A 25,185-nucleotide genomic window follows, 5' to 3' on the forward strand; every position below is an offset into this window, starting at 1 on the left:
CGCATCGCTGGGCGCGCCGGGAACGGGTTTTACTTCGTGAGCGCGGCCTTGACCTGCGCGGAAACGGCCGTCATGTCGGCACGGCCGGCGAGCTTGCCCTTCAGCACGCCCATCACCTTGCCCATGTCCTGCGGGCCGGCTGCGCCGGTTTGCGCGACCGCCGCCTGGATTTCGGCCACCACTTCGGCGTCCGACAGTTGCGCGGGCATGTAGCCGCCCAGCACGGTCAGCTCGGCCTGCTCCTTCGCGACGAGGTCGTCGCGGCCGGCGGCCTGGAACTGGCTGATCGAATCCTTGCGCTGCTTGATCATCTTGTCGATCACGGCCGTGATGCCCGCGTCGTCGAGCGTGACACGATCATCGACCTCACGCTGCTTGATCGCGGCCATCAGCAGGCGAATCGTCGCCAGGCGCTCGCTTTCCTTCGCGCGCATCGCGGCCTTCATGTCTTCGCTGATCTGCTCTTTCAAACTCATCTTTCACCCGGAATGGAAACGTGAATCCGACGCCCGCGAATGGGCGTCAACACAAAAACCCGCTTGGGACAGTGTCTCAAGCGGGTTGCTCGAATCCGGCATCGGCGACTCGCCGCCTGATCGGCTGCGCGATCGTACCCGATCGCGCGGAGTCGCCGGTGCGCCGCTCAGCGAACCGCGCGGCGCCCAATCGTTCAGTACAGCTTCTTCGGCAACGTCTGGCTGCGAATCCGCTTGTAATGACGCTTCACTGCAGCGGCCTTCTTGCGCTTGCGCTCCGCGGTCGGCTTCTCGTAAAACTCGCGCGCGCGAAGTTCGGTCAGCAGACCGTTCTTCTCGATCGTGCGCTTGAAGCGACGCATTGCAACTTCGAACGGCTCGTTCTCTTTAACGCGAATGATCGTCATGATCCGACACGAATAAAGGTTTGCAGGGAAAGACTACCGAGTATAGCAGAGCGATTGGATTGTCCAAAGGCGCGGGGGCCGGGTCCGCTTAAACGGGCCGAGCGCCGTCAGGTGCTCCGCGAATACTCCGCCGCGGCCTGCCCGGCCGCCGTGCCGGACGCCCACGCCCACTGGAAGTTGTAGCCGCCGAGCCAGCCCGTCACGTCCACCGCCTCGCCGACGAAGAACAGCCCCGGCACGCGCGCGCTCATCATCGTCGCCGACGACAGCTCCCGCGTATCGACCCCGCCCTTCGTCACTTCCGCCTTCTTGTAGCCTTCGGTGCCGTTCGGCGTCAGCGTCCAGCCGGACAGCGCATCGCCGATCTGGCGCAGCGTCTTGTCGGGCAGGTCCGCGAGCCGCGCGTCGGCCGCGACGCGATGCGTGTCGAGCCACGCATGCGCGAGGCGCGACGGCACCCAGTCGGCGAGCAGCGAACCGATCTGGCGCTTCGACGTACGCTTCGCGTCGAGCAGGTCGGCCACCGTGTCGCGCTGCGGCAGCAGGTCGACGCGGATCGGGTCGCCGGGCTGCCAGTAGCTCGAGATCTGCAGGATGCCGGGCCCGGACAGGCCGCGATGGGTCAGCAGCAGATCCTCGACGAATTCGCCGCCGCGCTTCTTGTCGCCGGTCGATACGCGCACTTCGAGCGACACACCCGACAACGCCGCGAACGGCTCCCAGTCCTGCTGCGCGAACGTCAGCGGCACGAGCGCGGGCCGCGTATCGACGAGCTTGTGGCCGAACTGCTTCGCCAGCCGGTAGCCGAAGTCGGTCGCGCCGATCTTCGGGATCGACAGGCCGCCCGTCGCGACGATCAGTGCGCGCGCACCGATCGCCCCCGCCTGCTGCGTGTCGAGCACGAAGCCGTCGGCCGGCGCGTGGCGCACCGCGTCGACGACGACGGGCCGGCGCCACGCGATGCCGCCCGCGTCGCACTCGTGCTTCAGCACGTCGATGATCGCGTCGCTGCCGTGGTCGCAAAAGAGCTGGCCCTTGTGCTTTTCGTGCCAGGTCACGTGATGGCGCTTGAGCAGCCCGAGGAAGTCGCGCGGCGTATAGCGCGCCAGTGCCGAGCGTGCGAAATGCGGATTCGACGACAGATAGTTGTCGGGGCCCGCGTACAGGTTCGTGAAGTTGCAGCGGCCGCCGCCCGAGATGCGGATCTTCTCGGCGAGCCGCGGCGCGTGATCGATCAGCACGACGCGGCGGCCGAGCTGCCCGGCGACCGCGGCGCTCATCATCCCGGCGGCGCCCGCGCCGATCACGGCGATGTCATAAGTTTCCATGGCGCGGATTGTTCAGGGACTTTGCATGGGTTAGGAAAATTATGTAGATTTATCAGTCACTTAGAGGTAGGCGACTGATTACTATCTTGAGGAAGGGCGAATGATACATGCGACGGCGGACAACGCAACGCTTGGATGGTGGCGCAGCTCGATTCGCAAATGGGGTTCGCAACCGCGAATCGACGGCCCCCATCCTTGCTGATCGGCCGGAGAACCTGAATGCGGCTGATCTCTTCCACCAGCGACTTCCTCATCAGCGGCCGGCCCTATCCCGGTTTCCCGATCTTGCTTTGGGACAACATGGAGAGTTGCCGCCCCGCCAATGAATTTTTCCGGTTCTATCTCTTGCGCGGCGCCATCGGCTCAAAAAAGTCATGGATCAACACTGCACGGGCGCTCTACGACTATTTCAGCTTTCTCCAAACGCATGATCTCCGCTGGGACGATGTCAGCCGCGGGGAGTAAAAGCCACTTGTCGCAGCTTATCGTGATTATTGCCTCGAGGAGTACGACCTAGCCCGCGCGACAGTGCGCAATCGCCTGGTCTACATCTGCAAGTTTTATGAGTTTGCGATGCACCAGCAATGGATTCCGACACTGCCGTTCTCGTACGACATTCGTCGAATGAGCGTCGGTGGGCGATTTCTTGCGCACGTGAACGCCTCTGGCGGCGTTGTGGCCACGCCCGACATAATGCCGCGAACCTACAAGGATCTGCCGAAATTTCTTTCACCGGCACAGGTAAAAGAACTCCTGCATTCGGCTGAGAACCCCCATCATCGGATGATCATTCGCCTCGCTTTAGGAACCGGTCTTCGCAAAGAAGAACTCGCAACGTTTCCGCTGGCATATGTCATCGATCCAGAGCGCCCTTACCGTCACGAGCGCAACGTTCGCGTGAGCCTTGATCCGCGCGATGGTCACGGCATGAAGACCAAAGGTAGCAAGGCCCGCGACATATACGTCAGCCGGCAACTGATGCAAGACCTCCATCACTATGCAGTGCGTCAACGAGGTCTCCGCTCCGCGCTGAGCGCGCGTGAACACTCGCCGCTTTTCCTGAATCAGTCCGGCGAGCCATACAGCTCGGACGGCAAAAGTCTCGATCGGATCGTACGTCTGATTGGACAGAAGACTGGACTCCAAGTGTGGACCCATATGCTGCGCCACACGTAGACGTGTCGCTCCGAATTGGGCTGCGCACGTAGCCGCAGATCAGAATGGCTGGCAGTCTAGCGACTCGGCTGTGGCCATAAGCGGGTTCCCTCGCGAACCAGCTCACCAATGCCGCTCAGCTCTGCAATACGTCGAACCCGGGCTTCGTCGTTGGTTGCATAGCCAATTGGCACACACACGGATTCGCTCAGGGCAACCATCACTGAGACAACAGCAACTCGCTCAGCGACGAGGAGCACCTCAAGCGCTGTTGGCACCTTCTTTGTTGGTGCGCGGACACCCATGTCGAAGACCCGTGTGAACGTCTTTGACAAAGCGTCGGCCACTGAGGCCGGCGAAATCACTACAGACGAGAGCATCCCTCCTTTGGCCCGCGCTCTGATGACTCCCCGCAGCGCTTCGAGGGTCGCCGGCACATCCTCCGTTGCCCCCCACAGCGAGCCACCGGGTCTGAGCCACCAAGTCTGCCAACGATGGTCGCCGCTGAAGTCCAGCGGCGCATCCTCGAGCAGCGAGGTAATGGCTCGTCGGTTGCGTTCGACGTACGGGTAGCCCACCAGCGGAACCGTGCCGGCAGGACTGCTGTTCATCTCCAACTGGAACCAGCTGGCCAAATCGAAGTGCCCCTCGGGCCGGAACCACTGCGACCAGTCTCGGTGGTTGAACATGCGAGCGAACTCGCTGAAAGAAATTTGGCTTGGGCTGACATGATCCAGCTTGCGTAGCTCGATGGACATTGCCTCTGTCAACTGCTTTCCTCGCCCCCTCGAGTCGGTCTCACTCAGATTTAAGTGTGACTCAAGCCTGGGCGCACCCTGCAAAGTCAGCCGTTCGCTACCGCCAATCTGAACAAAACTGTAGCGGCCAGCGTGCACGTCAAGAATAGAATAAAGGCTCCACTGGTCCGCCTTCTGATCGTTGCGCGCGATGCGCAAGTAGTCCCGGAAGTTGTCGTGGAACGCCGCGCGGGCCTCAGCCTCGTCTATCTGCTGACGCAGCGGAATCGGAATGAGATGCGGGATGTTGCGTAATCCACGGCCGCTCACCATGTTCTTGGTCACCAGATCAAACCAGACGTCAGCGTTCAATGGTTCAGCCACCGTGATGGTCGGTACGTCTTCGGTAGATGTTCGAAACATTTCCGCCGCCGACGGATGCAAGCTGAGGTTGTCGCCATCCACCGTGACCAAGCTACGCGCCTGGAGGTCAGAGACAGCGATGCCCAGGTCCCGACCTTCAAAGCCGAAGAAGCGCGCCAATCTGTCCGCGGAGATGGACTTCACCACGAGAAGGGTTCTCAGGATGAACTCATCCGCCATGGGCAGCCGTCGCTCCTTCGTCCTCTCGGCTGCGATTACGAACTGACGGCAAGGAAGGTTGAACCCGAACGTGTTCGTTTCGAAAGTGTTGTTCTCATTCATGTTTACGCAACCTCCGATGCCTTGAGGAACGTGGCATGGTCAGGGTTGCTCTTCATGTGCTCAAAGACCCTGCGCATGGGTGACTTCGGATCAACCCTACGCTCCCACATTTCCGCATCTCCAACAACAATGAGTCGTTCTTGGGCACGCGAAACAGCCACGTTGCAGCGGTTTGAAATTCCCACGTGTCCCGGTGACCCTTTCGGATTGCTGCGCACCAGGGAGAGGATGACGATGGCGTTCTCCTTACCCTGATAGGAGTCGACAGTGTCGATACGCACCAGGCGCTTGAACTTCGGATCGAACGGACGGCGCGACCACGCCAACTCAATCTGACGTTTCTGCCCCGCATACATACAGATGACACCGATTGGCGTCTCATCATCAACCTTCGCTAGCGCCGTGACCAAGGCACTGTCCGCCGCCAGCGTCTCCAACACCGCGATGATTGCGTCGACTTCGCTGCGGTTGTGGATGGTGGTCTCACCCTCCGGACGATATTCGGAGTTCATATGTTCGTTACTGGCATCGATCCAGACGAGCGGCTTAGACAACCAGGGCACTCCAAAATCGGTCGGCTGCAGCGCTGACTTTCGCGCCGCGGAGGTCACCAGCCGAATACCGCTCTCCTCGTAGAAGCATTCCGAAACCAGATCGCAGATGGCGCTGTCCATCCGGTACTGCTCCGTCAACCGCACGCCGACGGACTGGCCATAGGTCGACGTAAAGGCGCGCTCGAAGTCGCTGCGCGCGAGCTCCTCGACCGAGACGTCTGGCTCAACCTCCCTAAGGTCGCTCAGCATTTGTTCGTCCATCATCGGTAGCAGCTGCAGGTGATCCCCCACCAGCAGGACGCGCTTGGCCATCTGGATGGGCACCGCTAACTCCCCAGGCGTGCACCGGGCAGCTTCGTCAACGATGACCCAGTCGAACACTTGCGTCTCGATCTTGATACGCGTCTGCCCAACGCCAACGCAAGTCGCCGATACAACGCTGCGCGTTTTGGCCAAGAACTCTTCGAAGTTTCGCCCAGGCGACCCCAGCGAAGCCAGCCAGTCATTGGTGAGCTTCAGCGCACGCTGAGCCGCGCTGGCGTCTGCCGGAGAGACGTTTGGATGCTTCAGGTGTAACGCGTTGACTAGGTGGTCGTATGCCTGAAGGGGCGACACGCCGTCCGTTTCTTGCCCTGCCACGGCCTTGAACGCGGCCACGAAAGCATCTTGGACCCTTGCTCGCTGCACGCGGTTGCGCTCACGATCAACGGCCAACTGCCCTTCGTCGTCATCCAGGGCCTCCTGTACCGTGCTTAAGCGCCGCGCGAGGGTTCCGACTTGCTTGTCCAGGTCAAACAGCTCAGATGCGAACGTTCGGTCCACACCGAGCGCTTTGGTAAGCTGGCCAAACCGGTTCTTGGCGGCGGCATCGAACTTGACCCGGTAGCTTTCTCGCAACTCGGACGTGTGGAAGGGGCGAATGCGGTCGGTGATGCCCTTGGAGCCAATCCGCAGGAGGCTCGGCCGTGTCTCACCACGTCCCTTGTGAAGGCGCAGCAACGACTCGATCGCATTGTTGACAGCCTCATGTGACTGGCTGGCAATAAGGACGCGCTGGCCACCTCCCTTGGAGATGAGCCAGTGCACGAAGGATGCGATGAACCTCGTCTTGCCGGTGCCAGGCGGGCCCTGAAGCAGGCCAACCGGTCCGGAAGAAAGCAGATGCCGGAACGCGTGCTGCTGCCCAGCATTGAGCCCATAGGCAGCAAGCTGCGCGTCGTCGATAGAAAGGTCGAAAGACTTCGGTGGGACGCTCTTGTGCGGATCGAAGTACTCCACCAGGTCGCCGATAACCGAACGGCGGTCCAGGATACGACGGACAGCCCGCGAGCGCCGTTCCATCGAGGTCTGCTCTCGGCGCTCCGCTAGACGAAGATGATCTCCGTTCGAAATGTTCCCGCGTTCGCACACGATCCCAATGGCACTCGGGAACGAACTCGCAGATAGGTCGACGTACCCAATTTTGCGGCTACCGACGAAGACGTCGATAGAGTCGTCCTCATCGAAATCGAAATCCCTCCCCAGGTTTTCGTAGGCCAGCACAAGCGCCTGACCCTTTTGCGCCAGGATCTCAGTAACGGCGATCTCGACGCGAGATTCCTCTTCGATTTCGAGCAGCTTCGTCCAGTGCCAAGTCACCTCAAACTGCGTAGGAGGCGCTGACCGATCCTCCTCGGCGGGAAGGACGGTGAATCGTTCGTGGCTGCATAGGTAGGCGTAGAGCTCATCAAAGCCACCGATGCCGCCCTCTTGAACTGCCACCCTAATGGGGAGATCGCTATGTGCCGAGCGGGACTCGCGCTCGAGAGTCGCGAAGAAGGTCTGCCTGAAATAGTACTGTTGCAGCTCGATCCCAGTGCCTTTCAAGACCAACTGAGCCTTTTCGGTTGTGAGGTCGAAGGCCACCGCACCAGACTGCTCAATGCGTCGCCGCACATACAGCTTGTCCGTTTGAGAAAATCCGTGCGTTGGGCCCTCAGTCTTTAGGTGGAACTCGATCACTTCGGCCGCAGTCAGCGCCTCCACCGCTTGAGACACCTTGGTCAGCGCATACTGAAGCGACTCGATAACCGGTTTCTTCAGCTCGGCGTCGAGTTCGGACTGAAGTGCCCCGGCGGCACTGCTCGGATCCAGCACAAGCAGCATCTGGACCGCCTTTAAAGCGGCAAAGCGATCGATTGCTGCCTGCGGCAAGAGCTCCCAGTTGTCAGGCAGCATCGACGGCGTTCTTGACGCCCCGTCGCCAACCTGCGAGATATCAAACGGGTCAATCAGGCAGATGGTTCGATCATCGACGTTCACCAGCACATTGGAAGGCGAGATGTCTCCATGTTCGCAACTGCGTTCGTGTAGCGAGGTGACCGTACGCAGAAGATCGGCAGCAAGTTCCAACCCCGTGTTCTCAGGGAGAGACTTGAGCTCCGCCAAAGGCGTTCCCTCGCTTCGTTCATACACCACGAAGGCGCCCAGCGGAGAAAGACCTCTTGCGAGAAATCGCGGGAGTCCCTTGAGCGGGGCGTCGATCAGCTGATCAACGCTCAACAGCAGCTTCAGCAGCGCGCAATCGCTCTGCGTCGAACGGCCGCGCAGCCACGACATCCAGACCTTGACCATAACGGTCGCGGCTCCGTTGATGTGCTCGTAAACCTGCTTCTGGCTCGATGACGAAACGACTGCCGAAAGCGGCCAGCGCACGTACGGGACGTCAGTGGTCTCAAACCGGTCCAACAAGCTTTGGTCGAATCCATCAGCTGGCCCAGCCTCGACAACGACCGCAAACGCATCCGTGAGCTCTGCCGCGCTCGCGTATCGCGATAATGGATCGACTGAGAGCCCTCTTCGCACCCAGTCGCCGAGGTTCTTAAGCTCCGGCGGTAGCGCCGCAACGGTTGCCTCGATATCCGCGGTCTTTGGAACCTCGCCGGTGAGCACCTGGGTGGCCAGGTAAGCGCAACTGTAGACGTCCCTCTGCCGACCGGTGCTGGGGCAGCCACTGACGTCTTCTGGCAGGAACCCCGCGTAGCCCCGCAGGTCTTTCAACCAGTCCATCACCGTTGTCTTGTCTGGCAGCTGACAGGACATGAAACCAGTCAGCGCGAGGTCGCTGTGCCCGCCCACCCAAATCGACCGAGGACCGAGGTCCCGATGGGTCACGTTGACCCGGTGAAGCTCAGCGACGATGCTGAGCAGGCTCATAACGATAGTGATGCGATCCAAAACACTCAGTGCATCCGTGTTACGCACAATGTATTGGTCAAGCGGATACCAGCCTGGCGCAATCTGGCGAACTTCGAAGTGCCCGGTCGAAACCTCCTCGTCCGGAGTCGCGATCTCTCGAAGCACTCGCTGACGACTAATAAGTTCACTGCCGACGTCCTGAAGGTAGGCGAACGCGTTGGTCTCGCGCATCGCCACGAGCTTGCGCATCTCCGAGCTATTAAGGCCAACCGGCAGATTGTTGAAGGACCATGTTCGCACCATTGCCTTCAAGCGCTTCTCTTCACTTCGCTCGGCCAAGTGGTCGCGCCAGACTTGTTTCGGGTGCACGAAAATGTCCTTCTCCGTGACCGTGTAGCCTGCCCAATCCGCCTCAAGCCGTTGGAAGAGCTGTGTGTTGTTGAAGATTCTGTCGAACTCCGCCTCGAGACTACATGCTTTGGTGAGCGACACCTTGCCACGCTTTACATACAAATGGCGCTTGGCAGGATCCCCGATGGCCATCGCCTCCGAGAGCGTCAAGCATCGCGCCTGCTCTTGCGGTTGAAGGTTCGCCGCATTGGCAGTGCCCGTGAAGACAACGCGCGAGTCCACATAGAATGCGCCGGCTAGCGAACTCTGACCTTGAATAACGGACTTGAGCTTCTTAGCCTTCTCATCGACAAGAACAACAGCAGATCGCTTGCGCGGTGCCCCATTGACGAACCATCGGTCACCTTTGTAGGTCAGCTTGCCGTTCCAGTCCTTGATCTCAAGAAGGAGGATAAGGTCGTCCATGACCACAACTGCATCAATCTCCATTGGAGACTGATTGCGCGGGAAGCAATTAAGGGAAACGTAAAGCAGCCAGTTTGGCGGAAATGCCTTAGATAAAGCATCAATACCCTTGATCTCGCGAGGCATGATGCCAGCGCTGTTGAGATATCTGACCTTGCAGGCCATTGCTTTTCCCCGAATTAATGTTCGCTCGATCGACGAACTATTCATAATGTTTATACGCGCCGCGTATGGTGAGCGAGGGTTTTCCCCTAAAAATGGGCGCCAGCGTGCCACTGACTCTCGTCAATGGCTTCCAACGTCAGCAAAGCACTCACCAACGCATGACCGCACGTAGCATGCGGCCATTTTTCCTTACAGAAAGGCTAAAGCGGATCAAGCACCAGCACTCGCGAAACACCAAAATTGCCTAAACACGAGCGACCGAAGAGTAAGGTGCCCCGGCCATACAACCGAACAGCTTGCCAGCGGCCTCTTCTGGAGAGTGACATCCCCTCCACCATTGAAACCTGTCCGGCCGTAAACGGCACCGGTAGCGATCGCTCACCATCTCCGACAACTGATTAGATGGCCAACTTCGAGCAGTCCCACTTAGGCCACTGGTAACCTCGGGCTACTTTTCCCGGCCACATTAGCACACTCCGCCGCCCCACCCGCAACTGCAATCCTAATGATGCAGCAGCCACTTCATTTCGCTATCAAGCCTTCCACCATATACTACGCCTTCGTTTCGGAGCCGACGATCACGATTTCGATTTTCTGGCAGTGCACCTCTACCGCGATCACCACATCGTGAGTTCACTCGCGGTGAGCTGAGGCTGGAGCATCACTTACATAAGTCTCAAAGAGTTTTTTGACTCATATCAACCCCTGGAGCATTGTAGTGGCGACACTAGCTGAACTTGCCAGCAAGTTCGATCTGAGTAGTCTCTCAGCCGACTGGATGGAGACATCCATGTGGGGATGCATAAAGACACGCACGGAGCCCGTCTCCGCTCGTCAGTATCTGAGATTTGCCGAACTTGACATTGAGGAGGGCGACACCCCACGGCATCTTGTAAATGCGATCACCAACGCGAAACGGGCGTTGCATCTCCGCATGGAGGACACTTGCAATGGTTTCGGTTTCGAGAGGCTTGGCGGCTCACGAAGTTTTCCCAGCATGGTCAACTTCATTTCATCGCTTGGCATTACCGCTCCACGCTTGCTCGTTCGACTCAACAAGCTGAGGAACGAAGTCGAGCATGATTATGTATTACCTAGCCGCCAGGATGTCGAGACATTTCTCGACGTGGCGAGTCTGTTTGTCGCTGCCACCGACAGGTGGGTAGATAGGCAACCGTGCGAGGCCGGGAGTTACGGGGATACAGGATCAGTCGTCGGGGGCATTGAGTTGACGAAGATGAGTTTTGACTGGGAGCTCGGAACTGCGAAGCTGGACTTCAGGGAGGTCGGCTCAGGACGGATGGGCCCATATGTGACTACGGAGTTTCATATTCCATCCGATGAATTCTTCGTCTGCGCCAGATTCGCCATTGAATTGGACAGTGTGCGTTGACTGCCAGTAAAGACTTCAGGAAATCATCACCGGCATTTTGAACAGTGGGTACGCACCGATCGCTGACAAAAGATCAGCACTTAGAAATCGCTCCGGCAGACCGGATGCAGTGATTGGTAAGTACACCGCACTCAAGGCACCCGAGAAATCACACGAGAAATTACTTGAGAAAGCACCATGAAACTTCAGAAAGTTGTGATCCGCAATTTTCGGCGCCTCGAGAATGTGATGATCGACATCGAAGAAAAGGAGACGCTGTTCGTAGGGCCCAATAACAGCGGCAAGACTTCCGCCACCGCTATCTTCCGTGCCTTTCTCGGTGGACGGGTGTTCAAGATCCATGACTTCTCGGTCTCGCGCGTTGCAGATTTCGACCGCTTTGCCGAAACCGGCGACGTTGATAACCTCCCCGAGATCGGCCTCGATCTCTGGTTCGAGATCGATCCCAATACCGTCGCTTTCGGCCGCGTCTTCACCCTGCTTCCGAAACTGTCGGATTTCACGCAAGTTGGCTTTCGCCTGCAGTTCGGCATCGCCGATGCCAAGAAACTGCGTGAAGAGTATTTCGTGGCGTATCCTGCCGGCGATAACGGTCGGCGCGCTCGCAGTCTTTTTCAGTACCTCGCCACTGACACAAACCTCCACCGCCACGCTACAACGCGCTATGCCTCGCTCGAGGCGGTGGCTGCCCGCCTAGCGCCCCCGTTGAAGGAACATACACGCTGATGCACGAACGTACGACCGGCACGCCCCGTTGAGTGACCCGGCCGCTCGCCGCTATAATGCATAAGACTCTACCTAACGAGTTAGGAAGGTTCCAGAAGCGTTGTACCTGCCCGGCATCGAGCCCGGGCCGCCGCCAGCGGCGGCCAGCCCTCGCCTGCTATAATTTCCGGTTACGTTGACCTTCCCGCGGTGCGCCCGACACGGCGCGCCCTGCCCGCACCCATGCTCGTTCTCGGCATCGAAAGCTCCTGTGACGAAACCGGCCTCGCGCTCTACGACACGCAGCGCGGCCTGCTCGCGCACGCGCTCCATTCGCAGATCGCCATGCACCGCGACTACGGCGGCGTCGTGCCCGAGCTCGCGTCGCGCGACCACATCCGCCGCGCGCTGCCGCTGCTCGAGGAAGTGATGGCCCAAAGCGGCACGCGCCGCGACGACATCGACGCGATCGCGTTTACGCAGGGGCCCGGCCTGGCCGGCGCGCTACTGGTCGGCGCGAGCATCGCCAATGCGCTCGCCCTCGCATGGAACAAGCCGACCGTCGGCATCCATCACCTCGAAGGCCACCTGCTGTCGCCGCTGCTCGTCGACGAGCCGCCGCCGTTTCCGTTTATCGCGCTGCTGGTGTCCGGCGGCCATACGCAACTGATGCGCGTGACCGACGTCGGCGTGTACGAGACGCTCGGCGAAACGCTCGACGACGCAGCCGGTGAAGCGTTCGACAAGACGGCGAAGCTGATCGGCCTTGGCTACCCGGGCGGCCCGGAAGTGTCGAAGCTCGCCGAGACGGGCACGCCCGGTGCAGTCGTACTGCCGCGCCCGATGCTGCACTCGGGCGATCTCGACTTCAGCTTCAGCGGCCTCAAGACGGCCGTGCTCACGCAGATGAAGAAGTTCGAAGCGGCGAAGCTGGAAGGCGAAGCGCTCGACCGCGCGAAGGCCGATCTCGCGCGCGGCTTCGTCGACGCGGCCGTCGACGTCCTCGTCGCGAAATCGCTCGCCGCGCTGAAGAAGACCAGGCTCAAGCGCCTCGTGGTCGCGGGCGGCGTCGGCGCAAACCGTCAGTTGCGCGCGGCACTGTCGGCCGCCGCGGCCAAACGCGGCTTCGACGTGCACTACCCCGATCTCGCGCTCTGCACCGACAACGGCGCAATGATCGCGCTCGCAGGCGCACTGCGGCTCGGCCGCTGGCCCGAGCAGGCCAATGCCGACTACGCGTTCACGGTGAAGCCGCGCTGGGATCTCGCGTCGCTCGCACGCTGAACCGCGCAACGCAACACAGCACGCGGGAAAACAAAAAGGCCGCTCGGTTCGAGCGGCCTTCTTCATGGGCGCGGTAAAAAACGCAGTGTCACGCAGCGAGACGCTTGTCGCGCTCGATCAGCGCATATGCGCTGTGATTGTGGATCGACTCGAAGTTCTCGGCTTCGAGCACGTATGCCACCACACGCTCGTCCGCATCGAGACGCTGCGCGACGTCACGCACGAGATCCTCGACGAACTTCGGATTCTCGTATGCACGCTCGGTGACGAACTTCTCGTCCGGGCGCTTCAGCAGGCCCCACAGTTCGCACGACGCTTCCTCTTCCGCGATGCGGATCAGCGCCTCGACCGGCAGGTCGGCCGCGAGCTCGGCATCGATCGTCACGTGCGAGCGCTGATTGTGCGCGCCGTACTGCGAGATCTTCTTCGAGCACGGGCACAGGCTCGTCACCGGCACGAGCACCTTCAGGAACAGGCGCGTGTCGCCGTTGCGGCTTTCGCCCGCGAGCGTCACTTCATAGTCAAGCAGGCTCTGCACGCCCGACACCGGCGCCGTCTTGTTCACGAAATACGGGAACGTGACCTCGATGCGGCCGGCTTCGGCTTCGAGCTTCTCGAGCATCGACGCGAGCATCGTGCGGAAGCGCTCGACCGTCAGCGGTGCGCGATTCTCTTCGAGCAGCGCGACGAAGCGCGACATGTGCGTACCCTTCTGATCGGCAGGCAGGCGGACGTCGAGGTTCCAGACACCGACGGTCGGCTGCACGTCGCCGCCTTCGGTGCACACCGTCAACGGATGCCGGACCGCCTTCACGCCCACGCGCTGAATCGGGATCTGACGGGTATCCACCGTGCTCTGCACGTCGGGCATCACGAAGGCGGGATTCATCTGGTTCATCTTTGTTCAATCCTTGTAAGCCGCGCGTTCGACGACGCGCACGCCGCGTCACGCGGCAGCCGGAAAAGCAACATGGGCCCGCAGGCCCATGTTTTCCGCATCAATGAAGACCGGTTGCGCCAGTCGCACCGGCACCGCCCACAGGCGGCGCCAGCTTATGCGACGCGCTTCGCCTGACCGGCGACATCGGCCGCCGGGTTCAGAAAGCGTTCGCGAATCGATTTCGCGATGCCCGCGCCGTCGAGGCCGCATTGCGACAGCAGCTTCGCGGGATCGCCGTGATCGATGAACAGGTCAGGGAGGCCCAATTGTAGTACGGGTCGGATAACCCCACTCTCCATCAGGGCTTCCACGCAGGCCGAGCCCGCGCCACCCATCACGCAGCCTTCCTCGACGGTGACGAGGTAGTCGTGCGTTTCGGCGAGCTCGCGCACGAGCGCCGCGTCGACCGGCTTCACGAAGCGCATGTTCGCGACCGTTGCGTCGAGCTCCTCGCCGGCAGCCAGCGACGGTGCGACCATCGTGCCGAATGCGAGGATCGCGACGCGCTTGCCTTCCGGCTGCGACGTCTGGCGACGCACTTCACCCTTGCCGAGCGGGATCTCGGTGAATTCCTTCACCGTCGCCACGCCCGTGCCCGCGCCGCGCGGATAGCGCACCGCGGTCGGGTTCGGCTGCTGCAGCGCCGTGTGCAGCATCTGACGGCATTCGTTCTCGTCGGATGCGGCCATGATCGTCATGTTCGGAATGCAGCGCATGAACGCGAGATCGTATGCGCCAGCGTGCGTCGCGCCGTCCGCGCCGACGAGGCCCGCACGGTCGATTGCGAACACGACCGGCAGGTTCTGCAGCGCGACGTCGTGGATCAGCTGGTCGTATGCACGTTGCAGGAACGTCGAGTAGATCGCGACGACGGGCTTCAGCCCTTCGGTCGCGAGACCGCCCGCGAACGTCACTGCGTGCTGCTCGGCGATGCCGACGTCGTAGTAGCGATCCTTGAAGCGCTTCTCGAACTCGACCATGCCCGAGCCTTCGCGCATGGCGGGCGTGATGCCGACGACGCGCGTATCGCGCTCGGCTTCATCACACAGCCATTCGCCGAACACCTGCGTGTACGTCTTCTTCGCGGGCGTGGTCGACGGCTTGATGCCTTCGGCCGGGTTGAACTTGCCGGGGCCGTGATAGAGCACGGGATCGGCTTCGGCGAGCTTGTAGCCCTGGCCTTTCTTCGTCACCACGTGCAGGAACTGCGGACCGCGCAGTTCGCGGATGTTCTGCAGCGTCGGGATCAGCGAATCGAGATCGTGACCGTCGATCGGGCCGATGTAGTTGAAGCCGAACTCCTCGAACAGCGTGGCCGGCACGACCATGCCCTTCGCGTGCTCCTCGAGCTTGCGCGCGAGTTCGAGCACCGGCGGCGCCACGCTCAGCACGCGCTCGACACCTGCGCGCGCAGCCGCATAGAAGCGGCCCGACATCAGGCGGGCGAGATGGCGATTCAGCGCGCCGACCGGCGGCGAGATCGACATGTCGTTGTCGTTCAGGATCACGAGCACCTTCGCGTCTTCCGACACGCCCGCGTTGTTCATCGCCTCGAACGCCATGCCGGCCGTCATCGCGCCGTCGCCGATCACTGCGATCGAGAAGCGGTCGTCGCCGTTCAGCTGGCTGCCGATCGCCATGCCGAGCGCGGCCGAGATCGACGTGCTCGAGTGCGCGGTGCCGAACGTGTCGTATTCGGACTCGCTGCGGCGCGGGAAGCCCGAGATGCCGTCCTGCTGACGCAGCGAATGCATCTGGTCGCGGCGGCCCGTCAGGATCTTGTGCGGGTAGGTCTGGTGACCCACGTCCCAGACGATGCGATCGTTCGGCGTGTTGAACACGTAGTGCAACGCGATCGTCAGCTCGACCGTCCCGAGGTTGGACGACAAATGGCCGCCCGTCTTCGACACGCTGTCGAGCACGAACGCGCGCAGCTCATCCGCGAGCGGTTGCAGTTGGCGACGATCGAGGCGGCGCAAATCCGCCGGGTCGTCGATGGTTTTCAGCAAGTCGTACATCGTCGTTCCATTGTAGGAAATCAAACGCGCCCGCATTCTTTTGCACGCACCGTAGCGTGTGCGCGGCGGCGGGCTTTCGCGTCAGCTGACCCGGTTCACTACCAGGTCGGCAAGTTCGGCGAGACGCTGTGCGCGTGCGCCGAACGGTTTCAGCGCGTCGTGCGCTTCGGCGCGCAACTGCGCTGCCAGCTCGCGCGACGCCTCGAGGCCGAGGATCGATACGTAGGTCGGCTTGTCGTTCGCCGCATCCTTGCCGGCCGTCTTGCCGAGCGTCGCCGAATCGGTCGTGACGTCGAGAATGTCGTCGACGACCTGGAAGGCCAGACCCACGGCCCCCGCATAGACGTCGAGCGCAGCCATCGTTTCCGCCGAAGGCGTCTCGCCGGCCAGCGCACCCATCCGGACGGCCGCGCGCAGCAGTGCGCCGGTCTTCATCCGGTGCATCGTCTCGAGCTGTTCGCGCGTCAGCTTGAGGCCGACGCTCGCCAGGTCGATCGCCTGCCCGCCGGCCATGCCGATCGAGCCGCTCGCGAGCGCCAGTTCGCGCACGAGCGCAGCCTGCTGCACCGGCGACAGCGCATCGGCGTCGGTCAGCGCAACGAACGCCTGCGACTGCAGCGCATCGCCGACCAGCAGTGCCGTCGGCTCGTCGTACTGCACGTGCACGGTCGGCTTGCCGCGGCGCAATGCGTCGTCGTCCATGCACGGCATGTCGTCGTGCACGAGCGAGTAGACGTGGATCATCTCCAGCGCCGCCGCTGCCGCGTTGCGTGCCGCTTCCGCCGCGCCGGTCAGTTCGCCTGCTGCATGGCACAGCAGCGGGCGAACACGCTTGCCGCCGCCGAGGACCGCATAGCGCATCGCCTCGTGGAGCTTCGCGGGCATCGCGGTTTCAGCGGGCAGATAGTGGCCGAGTGCGTCTTCGACACGGTCAAGCACAGACCGCATCCATTGTTCGAATGTCATAGATCGTCGTCTTCGCCGTCCGTGGCGGCCGTTCCGGACGAAAGCGGCTTCAGCGTCGCGCCGTCGAGCACGCGAACCTGCTGCTCCACTTTCTCAAGCTGCTGTTGGCAAAACGCAACGAGGGTCGCACCGCGGCGATACGCCGCCAGCGAATCCTCGAGGCTCAACGCGCCGCCTTCCATCCGGGCAACCAGCGTCTCGAGTTCCGCGAGCGCCATCTCGTAATTGTCCGGCAACGGTTCGGTGCCATTGCCGGGCGGCGTGGCGCCTGGGGATGCGGTTTTCGCCATGGACGAGGGTGTCAAATTTCAAAACAAGTCGGACATTCTACGGCAAAAGAGAATTTTCCGACCTGCCGTCGTGGGCACCCGGACACAATTCCGGCCCCATCTTCCATGCACAGTGTGCGCCTTTCGATGGCTCGCCGACAAAAAATTGACACAAATCAGGCACTTAATCCTAGCCTTGCGAGGCGAACCGGGTATAATTCCCCGTTTCCCTAAATCGATTTTTCGATGGTTGGGTTGTTCACTGCTTTCACGCTAACACCGGGAGTGGGAATGTCCAATCTGAGCGACGCGCTTCAGTTGAAGTCGGCTCACAGCCAGCTTCCAGTCACTGCATATTTCGATGAGGCGCTACTCGAGCGCGAGATCGAAACCCTCTTCAAGAAAGGACCTCGTTACGTCGGGCACGAGTTGATGGTGCCCGAGGCGGGGGATTATTTTGCGCTGCCGTCCGAGAAGGAAGGCCGCGTGCTGGTCCGCAACCAGACGAACCAGATCGAACTGCTGTCGAACGTCTGCCGTCACCGGCAGGCAATCATGCTCAACGGGCGCGGCCACGCGCAGAACATCGTGTGCCCGCTGCACCGCTGGACGTACGACCTGGAAGGCGAGCTGCTCGGTGCGCCGCACTTCCCCGACAAGCCGTGCCTGAACCTCGACAAGAGCCCGCTGCAGAACTGGCAGGGTCTGCTGTTCGAGGCTGAAGGCCGCCATGTCGCGCGCGATCTCGCCAACCTCGGCACGAAGCATCACTTCGACTTCTCCGAGTACCACTTCGATCACGTCGAAGTGCACGAGTGCGATTACAACTGGAAGACGTTCATCGAGGTCTACCTCGAGGATTACCACGTCGTCCCGTTCCATCCGGGCCTCGGCAGCTTCGTGTCGTGCGACGACCTCAAGTGGGAGTTCGGTGACTGGTACAGCGTGCAGACGGTCGGCGTGCACAACGCCCTCGCCAAGCCGGGCAGCGCGACTTACCAGAAATGGCACGAGCAGGTGCTGAAGTTCCGCAACGGCGTACCGCCGGAGTTCGGCGCGATCTGGATGGTCTACTACCCGGGCCTGATGATCGAGTGGTATCCGCACGTGCTCGTCGTGTCGTGGCTGATCCCGCGCGGCCCGCAGAAGACGACCAACATCGTCGAATTCTATTACCCCGAGGAAATCGCGCTGTTCGAACGCGAATTCGTCGAGGCCGAGCGTGCCGCCTATATGGAAACGGCCGTCGAGGACGACGAGATCGCGATGCGGATGGACGCAGGCCGCCGTGCGCTGATGGCCCGCGGCGAGTCGCAGGTCGGCCCGTACCAGAGCCCGATGGAAGACGGCATGCAGCACTTCCACGAGTTCCTGCGCCGCCACCTCGGCGACCTCTGACACCCGGTGCGGCGCTTTGACGCCGTGCGGCATAGTGCATACGAAAAGACGGGCTTCGGCCCGTCTTTTTTTGTTTAGACTTGGAGTGTCAGGCCCATTGCACTCCAGGGAGTCGTCATGCCACACACTCATTACACCACGCTCATCTCCGCCGCCAATCTCGCCGAGCGCCTGGCCGCGGCGCCCGGCAGCGTCGTCCTGTTCGACTGCCGCTTCGATCTCGCCGATCCCGGCGCCGGTGAAGCGGCCTATGCGGCCGGCCACCTCCCCGGCGCACAGTACCTTCATCTCGACCGCGACCTGTCGGGCCGCAAGACCGGCACCAACGGCCGCCATCCGCTGCCGACCCGCGACGCATTCGCGACGCTGCTCGCCAGCCGCGGCCTCAAGCAGGGCCAGCAGGTTGTGGCATACGACGCGCAAGGCGGCGCGTATGCGGCGCGCCTGTGGTGGCTGCTGCGCTGGCTCGGCCATGATTCGGTCGCCGTGCTCGACGGCGGCCTGCAGGCCTGGGAAGCGGCCGGCCAGCCGCTGACGGCCGACGTGCCGCAACCGGCCGCCGGCGATTTCCGCGCGGCCGCGCCGCTCGAGTCGACGGTCGACGCGGCGGCCGTGCTCGCGAACGTGACGTCACCCACGCGCGTCGTGATCGATGCACGCGCACCGGATCGCTATCGCGGCGAAAACGAAACGATCGATCGTGTCGGCGGCCACATCCCCGGCGCACGCAACCGCTTCTTCAAGGACAACCTGAACGCCGACGGCCGCTTCAAGACCGGCCACGAACTGCGCGAGGCGTTCTCGACCGTGCTGGCCGGCACCGAGCCGAACCGCGTGATCCTGCAATGCGGCTCCGGCGTGACCGCATGCCACAACGCGCTGGCGATGGAAGTCGCGGGCCTGCACGGCGCATCGCTGTACCCGGGCTCGTGGAGCGAATGGAGCGCCGATCCGTCGCGGCCGATCGCAACCGGCCCGACGCCGTAAGCGTCGGCACCGCGCAGCAGTGACGAAGCGGCGGCATGGGCCGCCGCTCGTCGTTTACATCACGCCGAACTTGTGGAACCACTCGATCGCGCGCTTCCAGCCGTCCTCGGCATCGGCCTTCACATAGCTCGGCCGGTAGTCGGCAAAGAATGCGTGACCGGCATCCGGATACACGACGATCTCCGATTCGCGCGCGAGCTTCGAATCGCTCGCCTGGATCGCCTTGCGCATGTCCGCGAGCGACGCCTGCGTGATGTTCTGATCCTTCTCGCCGTACAGCCCGAGCACGGGCACCTTCAGCGACGACGCATGATCGACCGGATTGAACGGCGTCATCTCGTCGGTCTTGCCTTCGACGAACCCGTACCAGGCCACGGCCGCCCGCACGTGCGAGTTGTGTTCCGCATACAGCCACGCCTGGCGGCCGCCCCAGCAGAACCCCGTCACGCCGAGGCGAGACAGGTCGCCGCCGTTCTTGCCGGCCCATGCGACCGTTGCATCGAGATCCTCGGTGACCTGTCGGTCCGGCACCTTGCTGACGATGTTGTCGACGAGCGCCTGGATCGTCGGATACTTGGCCGCATTGCCCTGCCGCGCGAACAGGTCGGGCGCAATCGCGAGATAGCCGAGCTTCGCGAAGCGGCGGCAGACGTCGGCGATATGCGCGTGCACGCCAAAGATCTCGTGAATCACGATGACGACCGGCAGGTTCGTCTTGCCGGCCGGCTGCGCACGATAGGCCGGCACGCTCGCGTCGCCCGAGCGGATCTCGATGGTGTCGACGTCCAGCCCGGCGCTGTCGGTCGTGACCGTCTGCGCCGAAACGGGCAGCACGGCCGCCGCGAAAGTGCCGCCCAGCGCGGCCTGCATGAACTTGCGGCGCGAGAACGGAACGTGGGGAACCAGGCTGTCGACTTCGGGTTTCAACATGAATGCACTCCTCGATTGAGCGCCGCCGCCACGATTCTGGATGCGTATGACGGGGCATCGCGCCGGCACGCGGCGCGGATGTCGCGGCGGTTGGCACCCTGCCGCAAACGGAAACCCGGACACGATGCCCAATTATCCGTTGTCGCGTCAACTGTCAGATGTGTAAGACTCGATTACGGTGCGTTGCGCCGCCCACGTCGATCGCCGCGAAAAAGCCCGCCGGCGGCGCGTCGAATCATGGCGCGGCCCGTGTTCGCCGGCCGTCGCGACTCGGCCTGATGCTCGCGGATCGAAAAGAAAAACGCGCGGGCACAATGGTCTCAATCTGCAAACAACGACGGGCGGAGAATACGCGTGACCTGCGTACTCCCCGCCCGCGTTGCCCGCGAACGCGCGATCAGTGCAGCTTGACGCGCGGCAGCGTCGTACGCCGCAGCCAGTGCGCGACCGTATCGAGCATCATGCGCGGATAGCCGTGCAGTGCGGCGATGTGCATCCGGTACAGCGACATGTACATGAAGCGTGCGAACAGCCCTTCGATCAGCATGTTGCCGCCGATCAGCCCGCCCATCAGGTTGCCGACCGCACTGAAATGGCCGAGCGACACGAGCGAGCCCAGGTCGCGATACGTGAACTCCGGCAGCGGACGCCCTTCGAGCCGGCAGCCGATCGCCTTCAGGAGGAAGCTCGCCTGCTGGTGCGCAGCCTGCGCGCGCGGCGGCACGTTGCGCTCGTTGCCGGGCCACGCGCATGCCGCGCAATCGCCGAGCGCGAAGATGTTGTCGTCGGTGAAGGTCTGCAGCGTGCGGCGCACGTCGAGCTGGCCAAGCTTGTTGACCTGGAGCCCGTCGAGATTCGCGAGCACGGACGGCGCCTTGATGCCGGCAGCCCAGACCGTCAGGTCGGCACGTATCGTCTTGCCGCTCGCCGTGTGGACGGCCCCGGGCGCCACCTCCGTCACGCGCTCGGAGAGCATCAGCCGCACGCCGATCTTTTCGAGCAGATCGGCCGTCGCCGACGACACGCGCTCCGGCAACGCCGGGAGGATCCGCGGCCCCGATTCGATCAGCACGATGCCGACGTCGTGCCGCGGATCGAGCTTGTGCAGCCCGTAGACCGACAACACCTGCGCGGTGTTGCGCAGCTCGGCGGACAGCTCGACGCCGGTGGCGCCGCCGCCGACGATCGCAACCTGGATGCGCGGCTCTGCCGCTTCGCCCGGTGCGCCCGATACAGCCGGCGCCGGGCTCTGGTGCTCGGCACGCATGCACGCGGCGATCAGCCGCTTGCGGAAACGCTCGGCCTCGCCCACCGTATCGAGCGCGATCGCGTTTTCCGCCGCGCCCTGCACGCCGAAGAAGTGGGTCGTGCTGCCGATCGCGATCACGAGCGTGTCGTATTCCAGTTCGCGCGCCGGCAGCAGTTCCTCGCCGTCGCTGTCGTTGACCGGTGCGATCGTGATGCGTTTCGCTGTGCGGTCGAGCCCGGTCAAGCCGCCCTGCTGGAACTCGAAGCCGTGCCAGCGCGCCTGCGCCGCATATTCGAGCTCCTGCGTGAACGGGTCCATGCTGCCGGCCGCGACTTCGTGCAGCAGCGGTTTCCAGATGTGGGTCGGATTGCGGTCGACGAGCGTGACGAGTGCACGCGCGGGACGATTGCCGCGCGCGCCGTAACGGTCGCCGAGCCGCGTCGCCAGTTCCAGGCCGCCCGCGCCTCCGCCTACGATGATGATCCGATGCATCTGATTCCCCCTTTGCGATTCGATACTGCTGCCGCCGGACGAAGCAAACGCGATCCGTTCGCGCCGCCCGGTGGATTAACCGGTTCGGACATCATCGTTGTGCAGTTCGAAGCACTTCGATGCGCCCGGCCCCGGAACGCGGGGCGCGCTGCCCCGCGTCAATGACATGACTGACATGCATTGTCCGGGAGCTTGCGCGTTGACCACAAGCAAACCATCTCGATATTCAGCATCCCTGCAACAATATGCCGCGGGGAACGCGAACCGCACGGGGGTGCGTCAGTGTGCCTCTTCCCAGTTCGCGCCGGCCCCCACTTCGGCGACGAGCGGCACCTTCAGCTTCGCGACGCCGCACATCATTTCCGGCAGTTTCTCGCGCACCAGCGACAGCTCCTCGTCGGGCACCTCGAGTACCAGTTCATCGTGCACCTGCATGATCATCCGCGACGCGAGCTTGTCGCGCGTGAGCCAGTCGTCCACCGCGATCATCGACAGCTTGATCAGGTCGGCCGCCGTGCCCTGCATCGGCGCATTGATGGCCGCACGCTCGGCCGCCTGGCGGCGCGGGCCATTGCCGCCGTTGATCTCCGGCAGCCACAGGCGGCGGCCGAAAACGGTTTCGACGTAGCCCTTCTCCTTCGCCAGCGAGCGCGTGTCTTCCATGTACTGCGCGACGCCCGGGTAGCGGGCGAAATAGCGGTCGATATAGAGCTTCGCCGCATCGCGCGTGATGCCGAGGTTCGACGCGAGGCCGAACGCGCTCATCCCGTAGATGAGCCCGAAGTTGATCACCTTCGCGATCCGGCGCTGGTCGGAATTGACCTCCAGCGGCGTCACGCCGAACACTTCGGCGGCCGTCGCGCGGTGAATGTCCTCACCCTGCGAGAACGCGCGCAGCAGCGACGCGTCGCCCGAGATGTGCGCCATGATCCGCAGCTCGATCTGCGAATAGTCGGCCGACACGATCTTGTGGCCCGGCGACGCGATGAACGCCTCGCGGATGCGCCGGCCTTCGGCCGTGCGCACCGGAATGTTCTGAAGATTCGGATCGTTCGAGGCGAGGCGCCCCGTCACCGCGACGGCCTGCGCATAGTTCGTATGCACGCGCCCCGTCGACGGGTTCACCATGCGCGGCAGCTTGTCGGTATAGGTCGACTTCAGCTTCGACAGCCCGCGATGCTCGAGCAGCAGCTTCGGCAGCGGGTAATCCTCCGCAAGCTTCTGCAGCACCTCTTCGTCGGTCGACGGCGCGCCGCTCGGCGTCTTCTTCACGACGGGCAACTGCAGCTTCTCGAAGAAGATCTGCCCGATCTGCTTCGGCGAGCCGAGATTGAATTCGCCGCCCGCCAGTTCGTACGCCTGCGCTTCGAGCTCGATCAGGCGCGTCGCGATCTCGGTGCTTTGCGCCTGCAGGCGCGCATCGTCGATCAGCACGCCCGTACGCTCCATCTTGCGCAGCACGAGCGAGACGGGCATCTCGATCTCGCGATACACGCGCTCGAGGCCCGGTTCGCGCGCGACCTGCGGATACAGCGCGCGATGAAGCTGCAACGTGATGTCCGCATCTTCGGCCGCGTAGGCGGCGGCCTCCGCAAGCGCCACTTCGTCGAAACCGATCTGCTTCGCGCCCTTGCCCGCGACGTCTTCGTACTTGATCGTCTTGACGCCCAGATGACGCAGCGCGAGGCTGTCCATGTCGTGCGTGCGATGTGATTCGACGACGTACGATTCGAGCAGCGTGTCGTGCTCGATGCCGTTCAGTGCGATGTCGTAGTTCGCGAGCACCTGCGCGTCGTACTTCAGGTGCTGGCCGACCTTCTTGCGATCGGCCGATTCGAGCCACGGCTTCAGGCGGGCGAGCACTTCGTCGATCGGCAGCTGCTCGGGCATGTCGGGGCCGCGGTGCGCGACCGGCAGGTACGCCGCCTTGCCCGGTTCGACCGAGAACGACAGGCCGACGAGCCGCGCGAGCATCGGGTCGAGCGCAGTCGTCTCGGTGTCGAACGCGGTCAGTGCGGCCGCATCGATCTTCGCGAACCATGCGTCGAACTGCTCCCAGGTCTGGATCGTGTCGTATTCGCGCACGATGTCGGCCGCCACCACCGGTGCCGGCTCGCCTTCCGGCGCATCGGCGCCGCCGCCTTCGGGCGGCGCGCTGTCGACTTCTCGCAGCCAGGTCTTGAAGCCGTAGCGCGCGAAGATGTCGCGCAGCAGGTCGCGCGCTTCGCCGTCGCTCTTCAGCGACGCTTCGATCGACTCGAGATGCGGTGCGAGATCGCAAGCCGTCTCGACCGTCACGAGCGTGCGGCCGAGCGGCAGGAAGTCGAGCGCGCGGCGCAGGTTGTCGCCGACCACGCCCTTGATCTCACCCGCGTGCGCCATCACGCCGTCGAGGCTGTCGTATTGCGCGAGCCATTTCACGGCCGTCTTCGGTCCGCATTTCTCGACGCCCGGCACGTTGTCGACGGTATCGCCGATCAGCGCGAGGTAGTCGATGATGCGCTCGGGCGGCACGCCGAACTTCGCGATCACGCCGTCGCGATCGAGCGTCTCGTTGGTCATCGTGTTGACGAGCGTGACGTGGTCGGTCACGAGCTGCGCGAGATCCTTGTCGCCGGTCGACACGATCACGTTCATCCCGTGCCGCTCGGCTTCGCGCGCGAGCGTGCCGATCACGTCGTCGGCCTCGACGCCTTCGACCATCAGCAGCGGCCAGCCGAGCGCGCGCACGGCGCCGTGGATCGGTTCGACCTGCAATGCGAGATCAGGCGGCATCGACGGACGGTTTGCCTTATAGTCGGCATAAAGGTCGTCACGGAACGTCTTGCCCTTTGCATCGAACACGCAAGCGCTATACTCTGCACTGACTTCCTTGCGCATACGGCGCAGCATGTTGATGATTCCGTAGAGCGCTCCGGTCGGCTCCCCGCCAGGGCCACGCAAATCAGGCATCGCATGGTAAGCCCGATAGAGATAGCTCGAACCGTCAACCAATAGCAGGGTCTTACCTTCCAGATTTCGTTCTTCAGGCATT

Annotated in this window: 19 protein-coding genes; 7 read left to right on the plus strand and 12 right to left on the minus strand. The window is 62.7% G+C overall.

Annotated features, from left to right (window positions below; genetic code table 11):
- Positions 1–29 precede the first annotated feature (29 nt).
- The 3 genes from AC5LXX_RS26340 to AC5LXX_RS26350 form a co-directional block, all read right to left on the minus strand.
- Positions 30–476: a GatB/YqeY domain-containing protein gene (locus AC5LXX_RS26340; protein WP_493411592.1), complete on the minus strand. Its 447-nt coding sequence runs from the start codon at positions 474–476 to the stop codon at positions 30–32.
- Between the two features lie 194 nt (positions 477–670).
- Positions 671–883, minus strand: coding sequence for a 30S ribosomal protein S21 (gene rpsU / locus AC5LXX_RS26345; RefSeq protein ID WP_006479415.1), 213 nt, complete (start codon positions 881–883; stop codon positions 671–673).
- Positions 884–990: 107 nt separating this feature from the next.
- Entirely contained in the window at positions 991–2,211 is a 1,221-nt protein-coding gene (locus tag AC5LXX_RS26350) for a BaiN/RdsA family NAD(P)/FAD-dependent oxidoreductase (RefSeq protein ID WP_493411593.1), read from the minus strand.
- A gap of 219 nt (positions 2,212–2,430) precedes the next feature.
- Between AC5LXX_RS26350 and AC5LXX_RS26355 the strand changes: the two genes are divergently transcribed.
- Positions 2,431–2,676, plus strand: a complete 246-nt coding sequence (locus AC5LXX_RS26355) for a hypothetical protein (protein ID WP_493411594.1) — start codon at positions 2,431–2,433, stop codon at positions 2,674–2,676.
- Between the two features lie 108 nt (positions 2,677–2,784).
- On the plus strand, positions 2,785–3,387 hold the full coding sequence (locus tag AC5LXX_RS26360; RefSeq protein ID WP_493411595.1) for a tyrosine-type recombinase/integrase: 603 nt from the start codon (positions 2,785–2,787) through the stop codon (positions 3,385–3,387).
- Positions 3,388–3,443: 56 nt separating this feature from the next.
- Here the strand turns inward: AC5LXX_RS26360 and AC5LXX_RS26365 are convergent, their stop codons facing one another.
- Both AC5LXX_RS26365 and AC5LXX_RS26370 read right to left on the minus strand, forming a co-directional pair.
- On the minus strand, positions 3,444–4,808 hold the full coding sequence (locus AC5LXX_RS26365) for a hypothetical protein (RefSeq protein ID WP_493411596.1): 1,365 nt from the start codon (positions 4,806–4,808) through the stop codon (positions 3,444–3,446).
- A 2-nt stretch (positions 4,809–4,810) separates the two neighbouring features.
- Positions 4,811–9,565 (minus strand): AAA domain-containing protein, encoded by a 4,755-nt coding sequence (locus AC5LXX_RS26370; protein WP_493411597.1) that lies wholly within the window; start codon positions 9,563–9,565, stop codon positions 4,811–4,813.
- 643 nt (positions 9,566–10,208) lie between these two features.
- Between AC5LXX_RS26370 and AC5LXX_RS26375 the strand changes: the two genes are divergently transcribed.
- The 3 genes from AC5LXX_RS26375 to tsaD all read left to right on the plus strand — a co-directional run bounded on the left by AC5LXX_RS26375 (position 10,209) and on the right by tsaD (position 12,902).
- Positions 10,209–10,913, plus strand: coding sequence for a hypothetical protein (locus tag AC5LXX_RS26375; RefSeq protein WP_493411598.1), 705 nt, complete (start codon positions 10,209–10,211; stop codon positions 10,911–10,913).
- A gap of 177 nt (positions 10,914–11,090) precedes the next feature.
- Positions 11,091–11,639, plus strand: a complete 549-nt coding sequence (locus tag AC5LXX_RS26380; RefSeq protein WP_493411599.1) for an AAA family ATPase — start codon at positions 11,091–11,093, stop codon at positions 11,637–11,639.
- 222 nt (positions 11,640–11,861) lie between these two features.
- On the plus strand, positions 11,862–12,902 hold the full coding sequence (gene tsaD / locus AC5LXX_RS26385; RefSeq protein ID WP_124446506.1) for a tRNA (adenosine(37)-N6)-threonylcarbamoyltransferase complex transferase subunit TsaD: 1,041 nt from the start codon (positions 11,862–11,864) through the stop codon (positions 12,900–12,902).
- Positions 12,903–12,990: 88 nt separating this feature from the next.
- On the opposite strand, the gene folE2 is transcribed toward tsaD, so the two are convergent.
- From folE2 to AC5LXX_RS26405, 4 genes are all read right to left on the minus strand, one after another.
- Positions 12,991–13,800 carry a GTP cyclohydrolase FolE2 gene (gene folE2, locus AC5LXX_RS26390; protein WP_493411600.1) on the minus strand — a complete coding sequence of 270 codons (810 nt, stop codon included), beginning with the start codon at positions 13,798–13,800 and terminating at the stop codon, positions 12,991–12,993.
- A gap of 155 nt (positions 13,801–13,955) precedes the next feature.
- Complete coding sequence (dxs, locus tag AC5LXX_RS26395; RefSeq protein WP_493411601.1) at positions 13,956–15,860, minus strand: 1-deoxy-D-xylulose-5-phosphate synthase; 1,905 nt, start codon at positions 15,858–15,860, stop codon at positions 13,956–13,958.
- An 81-nt stretch (positions 15,861–15,941) separates the two neighbouring features.
- Complete coding sequence (locus AC5LXX_RS26400; RefSeq protein ID WP_493411602.1) at positions 15,942–16,826, minus strand: polyprenyl synthetase family protein; 885 nt, start codon at positions 16,824–16,826, stop codon at positions 15,942–15,944.
- Positions 16,823–17,116, minus strand: a complete 294-nt coding sequence (locus AC5LXX_RS26405) for an exodeoxyribonuclease VII small subunit (RefSeq protein WP_006479428.1) — start codon at positions 17,114–17,116, stop codon at positions 16,823–16,825. Before AC5LXX_RS26405 ends, AC5LXX_RS26400 begins: the two co-directional genes overlap by 4 nt.
- Before the next feature lie 270 nt (positions 17,117–17,386).
- Here AC5LXX_RS26405 and AC5LXX_RS26410 point away from each other — a divergent pair, with 270 nt between their 5' ends.
- Complete coding sequence (locus AC5LXX_RS26410) at positions 17,387–18,493, plus strand: aromatic ring-hydroxylating oxygenase subunit alpha (protein WP_493411603.1); 1,107 nt, start codon at positions 17,387–17,389, stop codon at positions 18,491–18,493.
- Between the two features lie 117 nt (positions 18,494–18,610).
- On the plus strand, positions 18,611–19,480 hold the full coding sequence (locus AC5LXX_RS26415) for a sulfurtransferase (RefSeq protein ID WP_124446498.1): 870 nt from the start codon (positions 18,611–18,613) through the stop codon (positions 19,478–19,480).
- 54 nt (positions 19,481–19,534) lie between these two features.
- Here AC5LXX_RS26415 and AC5LXX_RS26420 read toward each other — a convergent pair whose 3' ends face one another.
- The 3 genes from AC5LXX_RS26420 to polA all read right to left on the minus strand — a co-directional run bounded on the left by AC5LXX_RS26420 (position 19,535) and on the right by polA (position 25,184).
- Positions 19,535–20,410 (minus strand): dienelactone hydrolase family protein, encoded by an 876-nt coding sequence (locus AC5LXX_RS26420; protein WP_493411604.1) that lies wholly within the window; start codon positions 20,408–20,410, stop codon positions 19,535–19,537.
- Positions 20,411–20,807: 397 nt separating this feature from the next.
- The gene (locus AC5LXX_RS26425) at positions 20,808–22,151 is read right to left on the minus strand and encodes an NAD(P)/FAD-dependent oxidoreductase (RefSeq protein ID WP_493411605.1); all 1,344 of its coding nucleotides are present in this window, start codon (positions 22,149–22,151) and stop codon (positions 20,808–20,810) included.
- 279 nt (positions 22,152–22,430) lie between these two features.
- Positions 22,431–25,184: a DNA polymerase I gene (polA, locus tag AC5LXX_RS26430; protein ID WP_493411606.1), complete on the minus strand. Its 2,754-nt coding sequence runs from the start codon at positions 25,182–25,184 to the stop codon at positions 22,431–22,433.
- Position 25,185 lies beyond the last annotated feature (1 nt).

The sequence above is a fragment of the Burkholderia torrens genome, from assembly GCF_984668525.1.